Genomic DNA, 16,163 nt, shown 5'->3' with positions numbered 1-16,163 from the left:
CATGTTGACGGAGCCTGTTGTACATGTTGATTGATGCACCCAAAGGGCTTAAAGACGTCGTCGTCACCACGACCCTGATCGGGGACGTGAACGGTGCCGCGGGCTACTACCACTACCGCGAGCACGACGCGATCGAGCTGGCCAGGACGCGGTCGTTCGAGGACGTGTGGTTCCTGTTCGTCGAGGGCAGGCTGCCGGAGGCGCACGAGGCCGCGCTCTTCGCGCGGGAGACCGCCGAGCTCAGGCCGCTGCCCGCGACCATCAGCGAGGTGCTGCCCGCCATCGCGAAATCCGGATGCACCGCGCTGGCCGGGCTCAGGACCGCGTTGTCGATGCTGCCGTCGCAGCCGATGTGGGACGCGCCGATGAGCACCAGGAAGGCGGACGCGCTCCGGGTCAGCGCGATGACGCCGACGATCCTGGCGGCACTGCACCGGCTCAAGCTGGGACTTGATCCGGTCAATCCCAGGGTTGATTTGTCAACGTCGGCAAACTGGTTGTACATGTTGACTGGACAGGAGCCGTCAACGTGGACGAGCCGTGCCGTCGAGCAGTACTTGATCGCCACGATCGACCACGGGTTCAACGCGTCGACGTTCACCGCACGCGTGGTCGCCAGTGCGGGCGCGGACGTCGTGTCCGCCGTGACGGCGGCGATCGGGACGTTCTCCGGGCCGTTGCACGGGGGTGCGCCGGACAGGGCGCTAGAGGCCCTCGACCTCATCGGGACGCCGGACAACATCGACGCCTGGGTCAGGGAGCGCATCGAGCAGGGCGACCGGATCATGGGCTTCGGTCACGCCGTCTACAGGACGGAGGACCCGCGGGCGCGCCTGCTCAGGGAGATCGCGCTCGAGAACCCCACCGAGCTGACGAACTTCGCCGTCACGGTCGAACGCCGGGTCACCGAGCTGCTGGCCGAGCTCAAGCCCGGCCGGCAGCTGTACGCGAACGTCGAGTTCTACGCCGGCGTGGTGATGGAGCAGTGCGGGATCCCGCGCGAGATGTTCACGCCGACGTTCGCGTGCAGCCGGGTGATCGGGTGGTGTGCCAACGCGCTCGAACAGTCCGAGGACACGAAGATCATCCGCCCGGTCGCCCGCTACACGGGACCACAACCCCTCATCAAGTGAGGTACCGCAGGTCATTGTGCACGCGGATGCGGTCGCGGTCGTTGATGTCGGACGAACCCGCCAGGCCCGCATTGCGGTCGCGGTGCCGGTCGAGCCACACGGAGATGCCTGCCAGGACCAGGACGATCACTACAAGAGTCATGTCATAAAGTTTGCGCTCGACAATATCCCGCCAACAGTGGCAGATCTGACGTGGCGCGCTAAAATCCTGCCATGCTGCGATCGGTGGCGGTTCCCCTCATCGACGGCGTCGCGCCGTTCGAGTTCGGACTGCTCTGCGAAGTGTTCGGATACGACCGGACCGACGACGGCGTGCCGCCGATCGACTTCCGCGTGTGCGGCGAGTTCCCGAACCAGCCGGTCGCCACTCAGGTCCCCGGGGTGACCATCACGCCGGAGTTCGGGTTCGAGGCGCTGCACGACGCCGACCTGGTGGCACTGCCCGCCGCCCGCGTGCGCGAGGAGTACCCGGAGAAGTTGCTCAGAGCGATCCAGGAGACCGGCGCGACGCTGCTCAGCGTCTGCAGCGCGGCGTTCATCCTGGGCGCGGCCGGACTGCTCGACGACCGCCGTTGCACCACGCACTGGCGTGAAGTGGGGCAGTTCCGCGAGCGCTTCCCGAAGGCTCAACTCGACCCGGACGTGCTGTTCGTGGACGACGGCAACATCATCACCAGCGCCGGCACCGCCGCGGGCATCGACGCCTGCCTGCACCTGGTCCGCAGGGAGCTCGGCACCAAGGTCGCCAACACCATCGCGCGCAGGATGGTCGTGCCACCGCAGCGCGACGGCGGTCAGCGGCAGTTCGTGGAGCTCCCGATCCCCGAGTGCAGCTCGGACAGCCTCGAACCGGTGCTGGAGCAGGTGCTCGACACGATCGCGGACAACCACACGGTGGCGTCCATGGCGAAGCTCGCCGTCATGTCCGAGCGGACGTTCGCGCGCAGGTTCGTCGCGGAGACCGGCACCACCCCGAACAAGTGGCTGTCACTCCAGCGGGTGCTGCACGCGCGCAGGCTGCTCGAGGAGACCGACCTGGACGTCGACGCGGTCGCCGCCAGATCAGGCTTCGGTACAGCCGCTCTCCTCCGACACCACTTCCATCGGGTCGTCGGCGTCGCACCGAGCGATTACCGACGCACATTCTCCTGTCGTTAGGCGCGTGAAGACCTTCTCCGAGATCTCTCGCAGCGCGTCGACCTCGTCGTCGGAGAGCTGATCGAACACGAGCGCACGCACGGTCTCGGCGTGCGCAGGCGCCGCCTCCTCGATCGCGGACCGGCCGAGGTCCGTCAGCACGACGAACGACCCGCGCCCGTCGCTGCGGCAGATCTCCCTGCGCACCAGGCCGCGCTTCTCCATCCGGGCCAGGTGGTGTGAGATGCGACTCTTCTCCCAGTGCAAAGACCGTGCGAGCTCCAACACCCGTACGCGTTCGTCAGGCGTGTCGGTGAGCTGCACCAGCACGGCGAAGTCGGCCATCGAGATCTCCGAGTCGACCGACATCTGCCTGCTCAGATGCGCGTTGAGCTCCCCCTGCATGCGGACGTAGGCACGCCACGCACGCTGCTGCTCAGGTTCCAGCCATCGTGTCACCTGCTCAGCATACGGGAATAGTTGACACATCATCCACGTTCCGGCAAGGTGAGTGACACATCAACCAAGTCGAACGAACCGAAGGACTGACCGCCATGACCACGGCCACCAACCTCTCCGAACTGACCGGCGCCTACGTCATCGACGCCTCGCACTCCCGCATCGGCTTCGTCGCGCGCCACGCGATGGTCACGAAGGTTCGTGGTGCGTTCAACGAGTTCGATGGCAAGATCAACATCGACGGTGACAAGCCGGAGAACACCACCGCCGAGGTGACCCTGAAGGTCGCCAGCATCGACACCCGCAACGCGCAGCGCGACGGTCACCTGACCACCAACGACTTCCTCGCCGTCGAGACCTACCCGGAGATCAAGTTCGTCTCGACCTCCGCGAAGCAGGTCGACGAGGACAACTTCGAGATCACCGGTGACCTCACCATCAAGGACGTCACCAAGAGCATCACCATCCCGTTCGCCTTCGAGGGCGTGGCCGTCGACCCGTTCGGCAACACCCGCGTGGGCTTCGAGGGCTCGCACACCATCAACCGCAAGGACTACGGCGTGACCTGGAACGCCGCGCTCGAGACCGGCGGCGTCCTGGTGAGCGAGAAGGTCGTTCTCGAGTTCGAGATCTCGGCGATCAAGCAGGCCTGACGACGGCCACAGGGCACGGGGCGTGGTAGATCAGGGCCTGCGAGGTGGACCCGAGCAGCATCCCGGCGAATCCGCCACGCCCCCGCGACCCGACCACGAGCAGTCCGGCCCGCTGCCCCAGCTCCAGCAGCACCGGGATCGGCCGCTCCTGCACCACCAGCTGTTCCACCGCGACGTCCGGGTACTTCACCAGCCACCCGGACATTCGCGTGTTCAGAGACTGCTCGCCGGCGTGCGCGGCCACGAGCGGCACTCCCGCCGCCGCTGCCTCCTCGAACGCGAAACCGATGGCAGGGTCCGACCCAGGCGAGAGGTCGACGCCCACCACCACGGGCCCATCACGGTGGTTGCCACGCACCACCACCACGGGACATTCACCGTGAAGAGACAGCGCCACGGCCGTTGAGCCCACCAGCGCTCCGGTGAACCCTCCCAGCCCGTGCGACCCCACCACGACTTCCCGCGCGCGTGTCGACTCTTCGATCAACACGGGCGTGGGATGTTCCATGCGCAGGTCGTGCTCCACGGGCACATCAGGTGCTTCCGACCGTGCGACGGCAACGGCCTGAGAGAGCCACATCCGCCCTTGGTCGTACATGGCCGAACGCAGCTCACGCGCCGATGAGATGACTTCCGGATACCCGCGCGTCGGCAACGTGTACGCGTGTACCAGCCGCAACGGCGCGTCGTGGAGCACGCACGCCCGAGCAGCCCACGCCACCGCGGCCAGCGCGGACGAGGAACCGTCGACTCCGACGACAACGGGAGGACCGCTCATGATCTCAAAATAGGCCCGATCGTCGTAGTGAGCCGCGTGCCGTTGGTCCCCTCGTGTCAGGGTCTTTGGGCTACCGTGAGCCACATGGCGACGCGTGTTTTCCTCGTCGACGACCACGAGATCGTCCGCCGCGGCATCGCGGACCTGCTGGGCGAGGAGTCCGATCTCGAGGTGGTCGGTGACGCCGCATCGGTAGCGGAGGCCCTGGCCAAGGTGCCGGGAGCACAGGCCGACGTGGCGGTGCTCGACATCAGGCTCCCCGACGGCAACGGCATCGAGCTGTGCCGCGAACTGCGCAGCCGCATACCGGGCCTGCAGTGCCTGATGCTGACGAGCTTCGCGGACGACGAGGCGCTCTTCGACGCGATCATGGCGGGCGCGTCCGGCTTCGTGCTCAAGCAGATCCTGGGCGCCGACCTGGTGAACGCGGTCCGCACGGTCGCGGCAGGACAGTCCCTCCTGGACGCCCGCACGACTTCCGCACTGCTCAACCGCATCCGCCGCGAACGCGAGGAGGGCGACCCGCTGCGCATGCTCAGCGAGCAGGAGCGCACGGTCCTCGACCTGATCGGCGAGGGCCTGACGAACCGGCAGATCGCCGAGCGGATGTTCCTCGCCGAGAAGACGGTGAAGAACTACGTCTCGCACCTGCTGGCAAAACTGGGCATGCAGCGCCGCACGCAGGCCGCGGTGTTCGCCTCGCAGTTCCGCAAGGACGGCGAGAAGCCCCGCTGATCTGATCGAGTGAACCGAGCAGGAACGGTTCACGCCGAGCCGCTTCGGCGCCCCTCATTCCCGTGGACCCCACGGTGATCGCGTTGATAGGCGGCCTCGGCACCCAGGTGCTGGCAGTGGTCGCGCTGGCGTTGCGGCTCTCGCACCACACGAAGCGGACCCGCCGCCGTCAGCAGGTCGAGCTGCGCCTGCGCATCACGAGGGACGGCGATGGCTGACGAGAAACCCGCGCGCACCACCTCACAGGTGTCCGCGGGCCGGCCAGCCACGGACGAGGAGTTCGCGGCCTTCTACCGGACGAACTTCAAACCGCTGACGGCGTTCGTCCTGATGCACGGCGCGACGCTGGTCGAGGCCACCGACGTCGTCCAAGACACGATGATCGAGGCCTACCGGTCGTGGCACCGCATCGACCACCACCGGGCCTGGGCACACCGCGTCGCGTCGAAGACGTTCGGCCGCAGGCGGTTCGCCACCGCGGAGGACCTGGTCGCCGACCCTCCCGAACCGGCGCCGCCGCTGTGCGGTGACATCGAGAACTGGGAGCAGCAGCAGGACCTCCTCACCGCACTCGCGGTGTTGCCGCCGAGGCAGCAACAGGTCATGGCCTGGACGTTGTCCGGGTTCCGCCCGGCCGAGATCGCGGACGAGCTCGGCATCACGGCGGAGGCGGTGCGGTCCAGCCTGGTGAAGGCCCGCCAGGCCCTCAGCGCGCGAGGTGACCGATGACGTGGCTGGACGAGCAGCTGGCTCTGCTGCACGGCGCGCTCGACGACGTGGTCGACCTGGAACGCGGCCTCTCGGACGCGATGCTGGCGCGAGAGCACACCGAACTGATGGGCGGGCTCGACGACGTGCTGAACCTCGAAGCCGGACTCGCGCAGGTGGAACCTCCTGGCCCGTCGAGCGACCGTCCATGGCAGGTTGAGGGGCTCACCGAACTCGCCGACCAGCTCAGCGAGTTGCCTGCGGCGGAGCGCCTCGCCACCCGTGCCTGGTTGCCGATGCGGTTGCTCGTCGAAACGCGGTCCATCGCCACGTGCGCAGTGCATGCCCACTTGGTCACCAATGCGTTCAGCGGCGCCGGCCCGTTCAACGACATTCACACGTTCGACGCCATCCGGTTTGCTCTCGCGGAGGCTCTGCTCGCCGTCTGCACGATCGACCACCCGCAGGCTCAGAGCCTCGTCGACACGCTCGTCGGCCTGCAGAACGTCATGCCCTCTGCGGAAGCAGCGCACGACAGAGTCCGCCATCACACCAACTCGCTCGGCAAGCGGCTCGCCAAGCTTCTGATCAAGATCTCCCGAGCGTCGGAGGGGGAGTCGTTCTTCCGCTACATCTTTCTTCACGCCGCCAGGGTTCGGCAGCTCGGCGGACCTCATGAGCTCATCGAGCTGGCAAAAGCGCTTCCAGGCTTGATCGACAAGATGCTCTCGGCGGTGACCAGCATGGTCGGAGCCGATCTGTCCTCCGCCGATCTCAACGGCCTCCCGCTCGAAGGTGTGCACTGGTCGTCGGACACGCGCTGGCCACACGACTGGGTGGAATGGGTGCGCGCAAACTCCGTCCCGGTCTCCGCCGACGTCTTCGAGATCCGCCCGGGAAAGGCAGGCAGCTGGCTGACTACGTGAGCGGCACCCGCCACACCACGCAGGCACCCCCGCCCTCCGTCGCCCGCACCGCCAACGTCCCACCGAACTTCGACGCGCGGTGCGCCAGGTTGCGCAGGCCGCTGCGGGACGCGTCGGCCGGGATGCCGACGCCGTTGTCCTGCACCGTGATCACGACGTCCTCGCCCGCGTCGATCAGCACCGTCAGCTCGGTCGCGGACGCGTGGCGCACAGCGTTCGTGACCGCCTCGCGCACCACGGCCTCGACGTGTTCGGCGAGTTCGGGTGGCACCGAGTTGTCGACGGTGCCGGACATCCGCACCGCCGGGGAGAGGTGGGTCGACTCGGTCAGGCCCGCCACCAGGTCGAGCAGGCGGCGGCGCAGCGACGTGTTGTCCGTCGAGTGCAGGTCGAAGATGGACGTGCGGATCTCGCGCACCGTCTCGTCGAGCTGCTCCACGGCCGTCTGCAGGCGGGCGGCGATCTCCGGCTCGGCGATCCGCCGCATGGTCGACTGGAGCGTCAGGCCGGTGACGAACAGCCGCTGGATCACGTGGTCGTGCAGGTCGCGCGCGATCCGGTCGCGGTCCTCCAGGACGTCCAGCAGGCGCTGGGAGCGTTGCTGCTCGGCGAATTCCAGCGCGACCGCCGCCTGGTCCGCGAACGACGCCAGCACCGGTACCTGGTCCGGCAGGAACCTGGTCTCGCCGCCTCGGCGCAGCACGACCAGGGCACCGGTGACGCCCTCGCCGGACCGCAGCGGGACCGCCAGCGCGGGGCCGAAGCCCGAACCCAGGTCGTCCACCAGCAGCGGGACGCCGGAGCGGACGACCTCGTCGACGGCGTGGTCGGCGGCGTTGAAGTCGTCGATCTTCATGCCCGCGCTCGCCGCCACCGACAACGGTGTGTGCTGGCCGTCGCCGAGCACCACGAGCGCCGAGTCCGCGCCGGCCAGCTCGACGGTCCGCTGGGTGATCAGGCGCAGCGCGTACTCGCCGGACGCGCCGCCGAGCAGCTCGGAGTTGACCTCGCCGATCGCTTCCAGCCACCGCTCGCGCATCCGGGACCGCTCGAACAGCCTGGCGTTCTCGATCGCGATGCCGGCGGCCGCGGCCAGGGCCTGCAGCACGGCCTCGTCGTCCGCGGTGAACTCGGCCGCGTCGATCTTCTCCGTCATGTACAGGTTGCCGAACACCTCGTCGCGCACGCGCACGGGCACGCCGAGAAAGCTGTGCATCGGCGGGTGGTTCGGCGGGAAGCCGACGGACATCTCGTGCTGGGACAGGTCGCGCAGCCGCAACGGCGTCGGGTCCTTGATGAGCAGCCCGAGCAGCCCCTTGCCCTCCGGCAGGTGGCCCATCGTGGCCCGCGTCGCCTCGTCCACGCCCACGTAGACGAACTCGGACAGGTCATCGCGGGTCCCGAGCACGCCGAGCGCGCCGTACCGGGCGCCGACGAGGTCCACCGCGGCCTGGACGATGCGCTGCAACGTCGAGTCGAGCTCCAGCCCCGACGCGACCGCGAGCACCGCGCCGAGGAGCTCCTGCATGTGGTCACGGGTCGTGACGATCTCGTCCATGCGATCTCGCACCTCGTCGAGCAGCTCGTCGAGGTCTCGGCGACCAGGCGCATCAGGCACGACGACTAGATTCGCACATTTTCAGCCAACGCACGGCCCTAGCAAGTGGGGACCTTCGACCGTGGCCGACCAACGTCCACCAGCCTGAGAGTGTGAGCATGACGATCGCCGTGCCCGACTCACTCGGTCTCGCGGGTGAGGACGTGCGCTGCGTCCTCGCTCTCGCGAGAACCGCCGCGCCCTGCGTGCGGTTCGAGGTGCGTCCCGAGCAGATCGAGCTGCACACCCACGCCCCGCACGACAGGGAGACGCGGATCGCGTGCGGTGTCGTGCTGCTCAATGCCAGGCTGGCGCTGCAGGGTCACGGCATCCGTCCACTGGTGACGCTGCTGCCAGGACAGAGCGCGGCCGACGCCGCCGCGGCCATCAGGCTCGGCGGGTACCAGGAGCCGGGCCCGGACGTGCTGGCGCTGCTGCACGCGTTGCGCACGAACCGTCGCACGTGGACGACGTTCCCCGAACTGGCCTCCTGGCGCGGGCTGCTGTCGCGCGCGGCCGAGGTGGAGCGGGCGTGGCTGCACGTGGAGAGCGGGACCGAGCTGGTGCTGTGCACGTTCAACCAGGGGGCCGCGGCGGAAATCCGTGCGGGACAGGCGATGCAGCGAGTCGTCCTGACCGCGGGGACGGTCGGGCTCGCCGTCTCCCCCGCCCACGACCCGGTGAGCCTGTCCGCGTTGCGCGCGGACCTGCGCCCGTGCCTCGGCAACACGCTGGTGCCGCAGATGGTCCTGCGGCTGGGCGCGGCGTAACCCGTAGTTCTTTCGGCGCGAAAAGCACGTTCGGGCCATCTATCGGCCCGAACGTGCTTTTCGCGCCAAAAAGGCTAGGTCGTGATGAACTTCGTCGGGTCCGCCACCGGTGACTCGACCACGAGGTCCTTGTACTCGTCCTCGATGCCCTTGTTGTGGATCTGGATCGCGAGCGGTGCTTCGCGACCGGCGGGTTCCTTCTCGTCCTCGAACTTCAGGACCTCCTGCGCCTTGCACTTCGCCGCGCCGTCGGGCAGCGGGCAGCACGCCATGCGGGCGATTCCGGTGTCACCGTTGGCGAGGATCTCGCACTGCGCCCACTTCTTCACGTCCCAGCTGGGGTGCGGGTACTTCGTGAAGAGCTTGCCGCCGCCGTTGTTGTGGCCCGGCCGGTAGTCCCACGCGCCACCGTTGGGAGGCTGGAACTGGATGGCGCCGAGACCGTTCAGCGGCGGTGTCGCGATCTTGCCCCAGATCAGCACGGTCGGTTTGTGATTGCCGGAGACCTGGCGCAGCTTGAAGATCCAGCGGAAGCTCTTGTACTGCTGCTTGTTGTAGTAGATCCAGCCGCGCGACGCGTTTTTCTGACTGTGGATCGCGCCGCCCTTCACGACGAACGCGTCCTTGGCGTGCATGGTCCAGCCGTCGAGCGTCTTGCCGTCGAAGATGGGCACCAGCACGGGATCCGCTGCCCGTGCTGGAGACGCTCCCGCGACGAGCGCCAGCACGAAGGCAGCGACTGTCCACGATGGACGACGAAACATGGTTTACCGTCCTCGGCTCCGAGGTTTTCGCCAGCGACGGTTCACCCACGGTAGGACCGAGTCGTCGGAGCAGTCAACGGAATCGCGTGTTTCTGAAAACGGACAACCCCTACCGGGCCAGCACCGCCTTCCAGAGCAACCGCGCCAGTTCCGGGTGACAGATGTCGTTGTGCGCGCCCGCGATCCCCTCGATGCGGCGGATCACCGACGTGCAGTCGACGTTGTGCACCTGTCCCCTGGTCAGTTCGCCGGGAGATCCGATGTTGTGGCCGTGCGCGTACGTGCCCTGCACGCCGTGCGAGCCTATGCCGCCGTACTTCGGGTACTCGTCGAGGTCGATCTGACGGCCCGACCGCGCGGCCAGCGGGTAGAACCGGCCGATCGCGTGGTCGTGCGCCGAGGTGGTGACGATGATCGGGCCCGGCACGCGTGCGAGCACGCTGCGGAAGTAGCCGGAGCCGGGTTCGCCGGGCAGCCGTTCCGCGAACGACCACAACGACATCGCACCCTGCACCAGGGTCAGCGTCGCGGCCGGCACGACGTTCGCCATCGCGCTCGCGGTGATGCAGCCGAAGCTGTGCCCCATCAGGTGGATGCGCGCGTTCGGGGCGGCCTGCGCGACCTCGCGGGCGAGCCGCGCCGCACCGCTCTCGCCGAACACCTTGGCGCGCCGCTTCATCTTCCAGAACGTCAGGATCCGCAACGGCGACAGGATCCCGCCGAGCGCCGGATCCTCCAGGCACGCCCGGTAGAGCTGCTCGGCGTCGAACGCCATCCCGTCCTCGCCCGGCAGGTCCGGCACCGAGCTCTCCAGGTAGTCGTACGCCTGCTTGACCGCGGGCGACATCCGGCACGGGTGATCCCGCGCGGCCTGGACGATCGTGCGCACCGCGGCGGTGCGGCCGGCGCCTCCGCCGAGACGCTGGGCCTGCGCCTTGATGAACTCGTCGGACCGCACGTCCTCGTCGCCCCAGGCCTTCGACGGCCAGTGCAGGCCGACCAGCAACGCCTTGAAGCCACCCGGAAGCCGGTGCGCCGCTTCACGTTCGGCGCGGCAGTCGGCCATTGTCCTGACCCACTGCCCGTACTGGAGGCGGGCGGCGGGCACGTCGCCGTTCCACCCGTGGATGAAGAAGAACACGTCGGTGACGCCGCGGCGGGCGTCGTACAGGACGTCCGCGCTCTCGCGCCCCCGCTCGTTGCCGGTCTCGTCGAAACAGACGAGGTGATAGTTGATGTCGTGGCCTGGCACGGATTCTCTGGACATCGCGGATCACCACCACACGCAATACCTACTGTTCTCCGGTTATCGGAACGCAGAAGGCTCACGTGTAGGCCCGGCGATCAGGAAAACCCGTTCGGACCAGGGGATTCACCCCGATTGCGCCGGTAGTGGCGCGCAGCGCGAACCCTGTTGCCGCACGACGGCGAGCACCACTCGCGGCGCGGGTGGTCCTTCACGAAGTACAGGACGCAGCCCGGCGCGTGGCAGGCGCGCAGCAGAACCCGGCTCTCACCGGTGAACAGCTCGACCGCCTCGGCGGCGATCGAAGCGCGCTCGGAGTCCGCGAGCGAGCCCTCGCTTTCCTTGTGCCGCACCAGTTCCCCGTCGCGCACGATCAGCTGCGGCCACTGCGGCGCACTCCGCGCCGCACGGTTGACCTCAGCCACCGCCCGCTCCAGATCGCGGCCCTGCGCGATCTCCCGCGTGTCCCCGGTGAGCACGCCGGCGAGGTCCCGCAACGCCTGCCGCAGCTCGCGGAACGCCCTGAGGTCGTCCTCGTCGGCCGGTACTCCAAGGAAGTCGCGGAGTCCGCCGACCGTGGTCAGGTCGTCGTGCAGCTGTGACCGGTTGGCCCAGATGGTGTTCATCAGCAGGACCGGACGTGGTTCGTCGGGCGTCAGCACGCCTAACGGTAACACAGGCTTGCATCCGTTAGGTTCTCGTTCTAACGTTTACAGCGTCACCCAACCGTTGGAAGGACCGCCGTGAACCTCGTTCCCCCGTTCGACGCCGACACCGCCCGGCTCAAGGTGCGGGCCGCCCAGGACGCCTGGAACACCCGCGACCCGCAGCGCGTGGCCGGCGCCTACACGCCGGACTCCGTGTGGCGCAACAGGTCCGAGTTCGTCCGCGGCACGGACGAGATCGTCGCGTTCCTGACGAAGAAGTGGGAGCGCGAGCACGAGTACGTGCTGCGCAAGTCGTTGTGGGCCTACGGGGACAACCGGATCGCGGTGCGCTTCCAGTACGAGTGGCACGACGACGAGGGCCAGTGGTGGCGCAGCTACGGCAACGAGAACTGGGAGTTCGCCCCGTCCGGCCTGATGTCGCGACGTGAGGCGAGCATCAACGACGTGAAGATCCTCGAGTCCGAGCGGCGGATCGACCCGGACTCGACCGACGACATCCCGACGGAGTAGTGCGATGCACGTCGAATCGCTGTGGCGCTACCCGGTGAAGTCGCTGGGCGGAGAGCCCCTGGAAACAGCCGCGTTCACCGACGACGGCGTGGAAGGCGACCGGCTCGTGCACGTCCAGGGGCCGCGCGGGGTGCTGACCGGACGCACCCGGTACGGCCTGCTCACGATCCCGGCGTCGACCGGCCCGGACGGCCCGCTCGTGGACGGACACCCCTGGGACAGCTGGGAAGCCCACGCACTCGTGCTCCCGCACGGCGGCAGGCTGACCCGCTACACCGGACCGGAGCGCTTCGACGTGCTCAACGTTCTGGTGGCCACGGACGGCCAGGTCGAGGCGGCCGGCGTGGACGTGCGGCGGTTGCGCCCCAACATCCTCATCGGCGGCGTCGAGCCCGGCGAGGAGGACGGCTGGCCCGGCCACGCGCTGGTGATCGGTGACGTGGTGATCGGCATGTTCCAGAAGCGCGCCCGGTGCGTCGTCACGACGATCGACCCCGACACCGGGGCGCAGGACCTCGACGTGCACCGGCGCATCCGGCACGAGTTCGGCGGCGTGCTGTGCCTCGACAGCTGGGTGATCCGGCCGGGCGTGGTGAACGTCGGCGACCCCGTGGAGGTGGTGCCGACCGACGAGCTCCCCGACCGGATCGGCGGGTGGATCGTCGGCCGCCCCTACGCCGTCTGAAACATGATGAACGGCGCTTTTGTCCACCTGAGGTGAACAAAAGCGCCGTTCATCGTTTTAGATGTTGCGGCGGTACTGGCCGCCGACCTCGAAGAACGCCTCGGTGATCTGGCCGAGCGTGCAGACGCGGGCGGCGTCCATCAGCACGGCGAACACGTTCTCGTTCGTCTGCGCCACCTCGCGCAGGCGGGCGAGCGCCTTCTGGGCTTCGTCGCGGTGCGCCGCCTGGTACGCACGGGTGCGGTCGACCTGCGACTGCTTCTCCTCTTCCGTGGCGCGGGCGAGCTCGATCTTCACGACCTCCCGCTCACCGCCCTCCGGCAGGAAGGTGTTGACGCCGATCAACGGCAACGAGCCGTCGTGCTTGCGCTGTTCGTAGAGCATCGACTCGTCCTGGATGCGGCCGCGCTGGTAGCCGGTCTCCATCGCGCCGAGGACGCCGCCGCGTTCGGAGATGCGGTCGAACTCCATCAGCACCGCCTCCTCGACGAGGTCGGTCAGCTCGTCGATGACGAACGAGCCCTGCAACGGGTTCTCGTTCGCGGACAGGCCCCACTCCTTGTTGATGATCATCTGGATGGCCATCGCGCGGCGGACGGACGACTCCGTCGGAGTGGTGATCGCCTCGTCGTAAGCGTTGGTGTGCAAGGAGTTGCAGTTGTCGTACAACGCGCACAACGCTTGCAAGGTCGTGCGGATGTCGTTGAAGTCCATCTCCTGCGCGTGCAGCGAACGGCCCGAGGTCTGCACGTGGTACTTGAACTTCTGCGAACGCTCCTGAGCGCCGTAGCGGTCGCGCATGGCCACGGCCCAGATCCGGCGCGCGACCCGGCCGATCACGCTGTACTCGGCGTCCATGCCGTTGGAGAAGAAGAACGACAGGTTCGGCGCGAAGTCGTCGATGTTCATGCCGCGCGCCAGGTACGACTCGACGTAGGTGAAGCCGTTGGCCAAGGTGAACGCCAGCTGCGAGATGGGGTTCGCCCCCGCCTCGGCGATGTGGTAGCCCGAGATCGACACCGAGTAGAAGTTGCGCACCTGCTGCTGGATGAACCACTCCTGGATGTCCGCCATCATCCGCAGCGAGAACTCCGTGGAGAAGATGCAGGTGTTCTGGCCCTGGTCCTCCTTGAGGATGTCGGCCTGGACGGTGCCGCGGACGTTGGCCAGCGCGAACCGGCGCAGCTGCTCGTACTCCTCGGCGTTGGGCTCGCGGTCGTGCTCGGCCTTGAACTTCTCGACCTGCTGGTCGATCACCGTGTTGAGGAAGTAGGCGAGGATCGTGGGCGCCGGACCGTTGATCGTCATCGACACGGACGTGGTCGGCGCGACGAGGTCGAAGCCGTCGTACAGCGCCTTCATGTCGTCGAGCGACGCGATCGAGACACCAGACGTGCCGATCTTGCCGTAGACGTCCGGCGGGGTGTCGGGGTCGCGGCCGTAGAGCGTCACGGAGTCGAAGGCGGTCGACAGGCGCGTGGCCGGGTTGCCCTGCGACAGGTACTTGAAGCGGCGGTTGGTGCGGAACGCGTCACCCTCGCCGGCGAACATGCGCGCCGGGTCCTCGCCCTCGCGCTTGAACGGGAAAACGCCTGCCGTGTACGGGAAGAAGCCCGGCAGGTTCTCCTTGCGCAGGAACCGCAGCAGCGAGCCCTCGTCGTCGTAGCGCGGCAGGCTGACGCGGCGGACCTGGTTGCCGGACAACGTCTCCCGCGTCAGCTTGGTGTGGATCTCCTTGTCCCGCACCTTGAACACGAGCTCGTCACCCGAGTATTGCTCACGCGTCTCCGGCCACCCCGCGAGCAGCTCCTGGACGTCGCGGTCGACCTTGCGCTCGGCGTCGGACGCGAGTTCCGCGATGTCTTCAACGCCCTTGCCCGCGGCTTCGAGGGCCTTCTGCGCGGCGGTGAGCTGGGTGTGCGTGCGGACCGCCTCGACCTGCTCCTCGGTCTTGCGGTGATAGCCGCGCACGGTGTCGGCAATGTCGGACAGGTAACGCGCGCGCGAGGCCGGCACGATCGTGGACGCGCTGGTCGACGTCTTGCCGTTGACCGTCGCGAGAGAGCCTTCCTCAACGGCCAGTCCGTGTTCCACAAGGCCGTCACGCAGGAACTGGTACAGCGCCGTCACACCGTCGTCGTTGAACGTCGCGGCGGACGTGCCGAACACCGGCATGTCCTCCCACTTGGCCCCGAACGCCTCACGGTTGCGCACCATCTGCCGTGCCACATCGCGGCGCGCGTCCTCGGCACCGCGGCGCTCGAACTTGTTGATCGCCACGGCATCGGCGTAGTCGAGCATGTCGATCTTCTCGAGCTGCGACGCGGCACCGAACTCCGGCGTCATCACGTACAGCGAGAAGTCCACGAACGGCACGATGGCGGCGTCGCCCTGACCGATACCGGGCGTCTCGACGATGACCAGGTCCGCGCCAGAAGCCTTGCACGCCACGATGGCCTGCTCCAGGCCGTCCGGGATCTCACTGCCCGCACGGCGCGTGGCGAGCGAACGGAAGAACACGCGGTTTCCGTCGAGGCAGTTCATGCGAATGCGGTCACCAAGCAGCGCGCCACCACCACGGCGACGCGTCGGGTCGACCGCGAGCACGGCGATGCGCAACTTGTCCTGCTGGTCGAGCCGGAAGCGGCGCACCAGCTCGTCGGTGAGCGAGGACTTGCCGGAACCACCGGTGCCGGTGATGCCGAGAACCGGCACCTTGCGGGTGGTCTCCAACTCCTCCGCCGTGCCCGCCTCGATGTGCGTGATCGCGCGCGCCAGAGCCTCGTCCGCCCCCGTCAGCAACGCGTCGTGGCTGAACGGCTCGGTCAGCGCGTGGTCGCACTCCTCGATCATCAGGTTGATCATGCGAGCCAGCCCGAGCGTCTGCCCGTCCTGTGGCGAGAAGATCCGCGCCACCCCGCGCGAGTGCAGCAGCTCGATCTCCTCGGGCACGATGACGCCGCCACCACCGCCGTAGACGCGGATGTGCCCGGCACCGCGTTCGTTGAGCAGCTCCACCAGGTACGAGAAGTACTCGACGTGCCCGCCCTGGTAGGCGCTGATGGCGATGCCCTGCGCGTCCTCCTGGATCGCGGCGTTGACGACCTCCGCCACCGACCGGTTGTGCCCGAGGTGGATGACCTCCGCACCCTGCGACTGCAGGATCCGCCGCATGATGTTGATCGCCGCGTCGTGGCCGTCGAACAGGCTGGACGCGGTCACGAAGCGGACCGGGTTCGCCGGCCGGTGCAGTGAGGTCGCCATGAGAATAGTTTGACTTCCTACTATTGGACGTGCAACCGAGGGTGGCTCAGGTCTCTGGATCGAGCCCGAACCACGAGCTTCGGCCGCACGGGTGGAGTGGCGGTGGACAGCGGGCCGACCCCCAAGCGGT

At 68.0% G+C, this 16,163-nt stretch carries 18 protein-coding genes; 10 read left to right on the top strand and 8 right to left on the bottom strand.

Translation table 11 applies throughout. The annotated features are described in order from the left end of the window. Positions 1-23 precede the first annotated feature (23 nt). The gene (locus ACFOWZ_RS26775; RefSeq protein WP_382376646.1) at positions 24-1,133 is read left to right on the top strand and encodes a citrate/2-methylcitrate synthase; all 1,110 of its coding nucleotides are present in this window, start codon (positions 24-26) and stop codon (positions 1,131-1,133) included. On the opposite strand, the gene ACFOWZ_RS26770 is transcribed toward ACFOWZ_RS26775, so the two are convergent. Then, positions 1,126-1,275 carry a hypothetical protein gene (locus ACFOWZ_RS26770; RefSeq protein ID WP_382376645.1) on the bottom strand — a complete coding sequence of 50 codons (150 nt, stop codon included), beginning with the start codon at positions 1,273-1,275 and terminating at the stop codon, positions 1,126-1,128. The genes ACFOWZ_RS26775 and ACFOWZ_RS26770 overlap by 8 nt on opposite strands. A 71-nt stretch (positions 1,276-1,346) precedes the next feature. On the opposite strand from ACFOWZ_RS26770, the gene ACFOWZ_RS26765 reads away from it, so the two are divergent. Further along, positions 1,347-2,291, top strand: coding sequence for a GlxA family transcriptional regulator (locus ACFOWZ_RS26765; RefSeq protein WP_382376644.1), 945 nt, complete (start codon positions 1,347-1,349; stop codon positions 2,289-2,291). On the opposite strand, the gene ACFOWZ_RS26760 is transcribed toward ACFOWZ_RS26765, so the two are convergent. After that, positions 2,196-2,729: a MarR family winged helix-turn-helix transcriptional regulator gene (locus ACFOWZ_RS26760; protein WP_382376643.1), complete on the bottom strand. Its 534-nt coding sequence runs from the start codon at positions 2,727-2,729 to the stop codon at positions 2,196-2,198. The genes ACFOWZ_RS26765 and ACFOWZ_RS26760 overlap by 96 nt on opposite strands. 95 nt (positions 2,730-2,824) lie before the next feature. On the opposite strand from ACFOWZ_RS26760, the gene ACFOWZ_RS26755 reads away from it, so the two are divergent. Further along, a complete protein-coding gene (locus tag ACFOWZ_RS26755) occupies positions 2,825-3,382 on the top strand; it encodes a YceI family protein (protein ID WP_382376642.1) in 558 nt (185 codons plus the stop codon). Here the strand turns inward: ACFOWZ_RS26755 and ACFOWZ_RS26750 are convergent. Then, positions 3,369-4,160, bottom strand: a complete 792-nt coding sequence (locus ACFOWZ_RS26750; RefSeq protein WP_382376641.1) for a universal stress protein — start codon at positions 4,158-4,160, stop codon at positions 3,369-3,371. The two genes, ACFOWZ_RS26755 and ACFOWZ_RS26750, sit on opposite strands and share 14 nt — an antisense overlap. Positions 4,161-4,244: 84 nt before the next feature. Here ACFOWZ_RS26750 and ACFOWZ_RS26745 point away from each other — a divergent pair, with 84 nt between their 5' ends. The 4 genes from ACFOWZ_RS26745 (at position 4,245) to ACFOWZ_RS26730 (ending at position 6,529) form a co-directional block, all read left to right on the top strand. Continuing rightward, positions 4,245-4,895 (top strand): response regulator transcription factor, encoded by a 651-nt coding sequence (locus ACFOWZ_RS26745; protein ID WP_030468752.1) that lies wholly within the window; start codon positions 4,245-4,247, stop codon positions 4,893-4,895. A 74-nt stretch (positions 4,896-4,969) separates the two neighbouring features. Further along, the gene (locus ACFOWZ_RS26740) at positions 4,970-5,113 is read left to right on the top strand and encodes a hypothetical protein (RefSeq protein ID WP_382376640.1); all 144 of its coding nucleotides are present in this window, start codon (positions 4,970-4,972) and stop codon (positions 5,111-5,113) included. Beyond that, positions 5,106-5,624, top strand: coding sequence for an RNA polymerase sigma factor (locus tag ACFOWZ_RS26735; RefSeq protein ID WP_382376639.1), 519 nt, complete (start codon positions 5,106-5,108; stop codon positions 5,622-5,624). Before ACFOWZ_RS26740 ends, ACFOWZ_RS26735 begins: the two co-directional genes overlap by 8 nt. 47 nt (positions 5,625-5,671) lie before the next feature. Further along, positions 5,672-6,529 (top strand): hypothetical protein, encoded by an 858-nt coding sequence (locus tag ACFOWZ_RS26730; RefSeq protein ID WP_382376638.1) that lies wholly within the window; start codon positions 5,672-5,674, stop codon positions 6,527-6,529. Here the strand turns inward: ACFOWZ_RS26730 and ACFOWZ_RS26725 are convergent. Next, complete coding sequence (locus ACFOWZ_RS26725) at positions 6,522-8,087, bottom strand: sensor histidine kinase (protein ID WP_382376727.1); 1,566 nt, start codon at positions 8,085-8,087, stop codon at positions 6,522-6,524. The genes ACFOWZ_RS26730 and ACFOWZ_RS26725 overlap by 8 nt on opposite strands. Before the next feature lie 158 nt (positions 8,088-8,245). Here ACFOWZ_RS26725 and ACFOWZ_RS26720 point away from each other — a divergent pair, with 158 nt between their 5' ends. After that, entirely contained in the window at positions 8,246-8,896 is a 651-nt protein-coding gene (locus ACFOWZ_RS26720; protein WP_382376637.1) for a hypothetical protein, read from the top strand. A 74-nt stretch (positions 8,897-8,970) separates the two neighbouring features. On the opposite strand, the gene ACFOWZ_RS26715 is transcribed toward ACFOWZ_RS26720, so the two are convergent. From ACFOWZ_RS26715 to ACFOWZ_RS26705, 3 genes are all read right to left on the bottom strand, one after another. Then, the gene (locus ACFOWZ_RS26715; protein ID WP_382376636.1) at positions 8,971-9,660 is read right to left on the bottom strand and encodes a family 16 glycoside hydrolase; all 690 of its coding nucleotides are present in this window, start codon (positions 9,658-9,660) and stop codon (positions 8,971-8,973) included. Positions 9,661-9,769: 109 nt separating this feature from the next. Further along, the gene (locus ACFOWZ_RS26710) at positions 9,770-10,927 is read right to left on the bottom strand and encodes a hypothetical protein (protein WP_382376635.1); all 1,158 of its coding nucleotides are present in this window, start codon (positions 10,925-10,927) and stop codon (positions 9,770-9,772) included. A gap of 77 nt (positions 10,928-11,004) precedes the next feature. Next, complete coding sequence (locus ACFOWZ_RS26705; RefSeq protein ID WP_382376634.1) at positions 11,005-11,532, bottom strand: CGNR zinc finger domain-containing protein; 528 nt, start codon at positions 11,530-11,532, stop codon at positions 11,005-11,007. Positions 11,533-11,649: 117 nt separating this feature from the next. Between ACFOWZ_RS26705 and ACFOWZ_RS26700 the strand changes: the two genes are divergently transcribed. Beyond that, positions 11,650-12,084: a nuclear transport factor 2 family protein gene (locus ACFOWZ_RS26700; RefSeq protein ID WP_382376633.1), complete on the top strand. Its 435-nt coding sequence runs from the start codon at positions 11,650-11,652 to the stop codon at positions 12,082-12,084. A gap of 4 nt (positions 12,085-12,088) precedes the next feature. Then, entirely contained in the window at positions 12,089-12,769 is a 681-nt protein-coding gene (locus ACFOWZ_RS26695; protein ID WP_382376632.1) for an MOSC domain-containing protein, read from the top strand. Positions 12,770-12,826: 57 nt separating this feature from the next. On the opposite strand, the gene icmF is transcribed toward ACFOWZ_RS26695, so the two are convergent. After that, positions 12,827-16,033: a fused isobutyryl-CoA mutase/GTPase IcmF gene (gene icmF / locus ACFOWZ_RS26690; RefSeq protein ID WP_382376631.1), complete on the bottom strand. Its 3,207-nt coding sequence runs from the start codon at positions 16,031-16,033 to the stop codon at positions 12,827-12,829. Positions 16,034-16,163: the final 130 nt, after the last annotated feature.

It is taken from the genome of Lentzea rhizosphaerae (assembly GCF_042649515.1).
GTDB classification, from domain to species: Bacteria; Actinomycetota; Actinomycetes; order Mycobacteriales; family Pseudonocardiaceae; genus Lentzea; species Lentzea aerocolonigenes.
The sequence above is the reverse complement of the archived record's forward strand: the minus strand, read 5'-3'. Positions and strand labels throughout refer to the sequence as shown.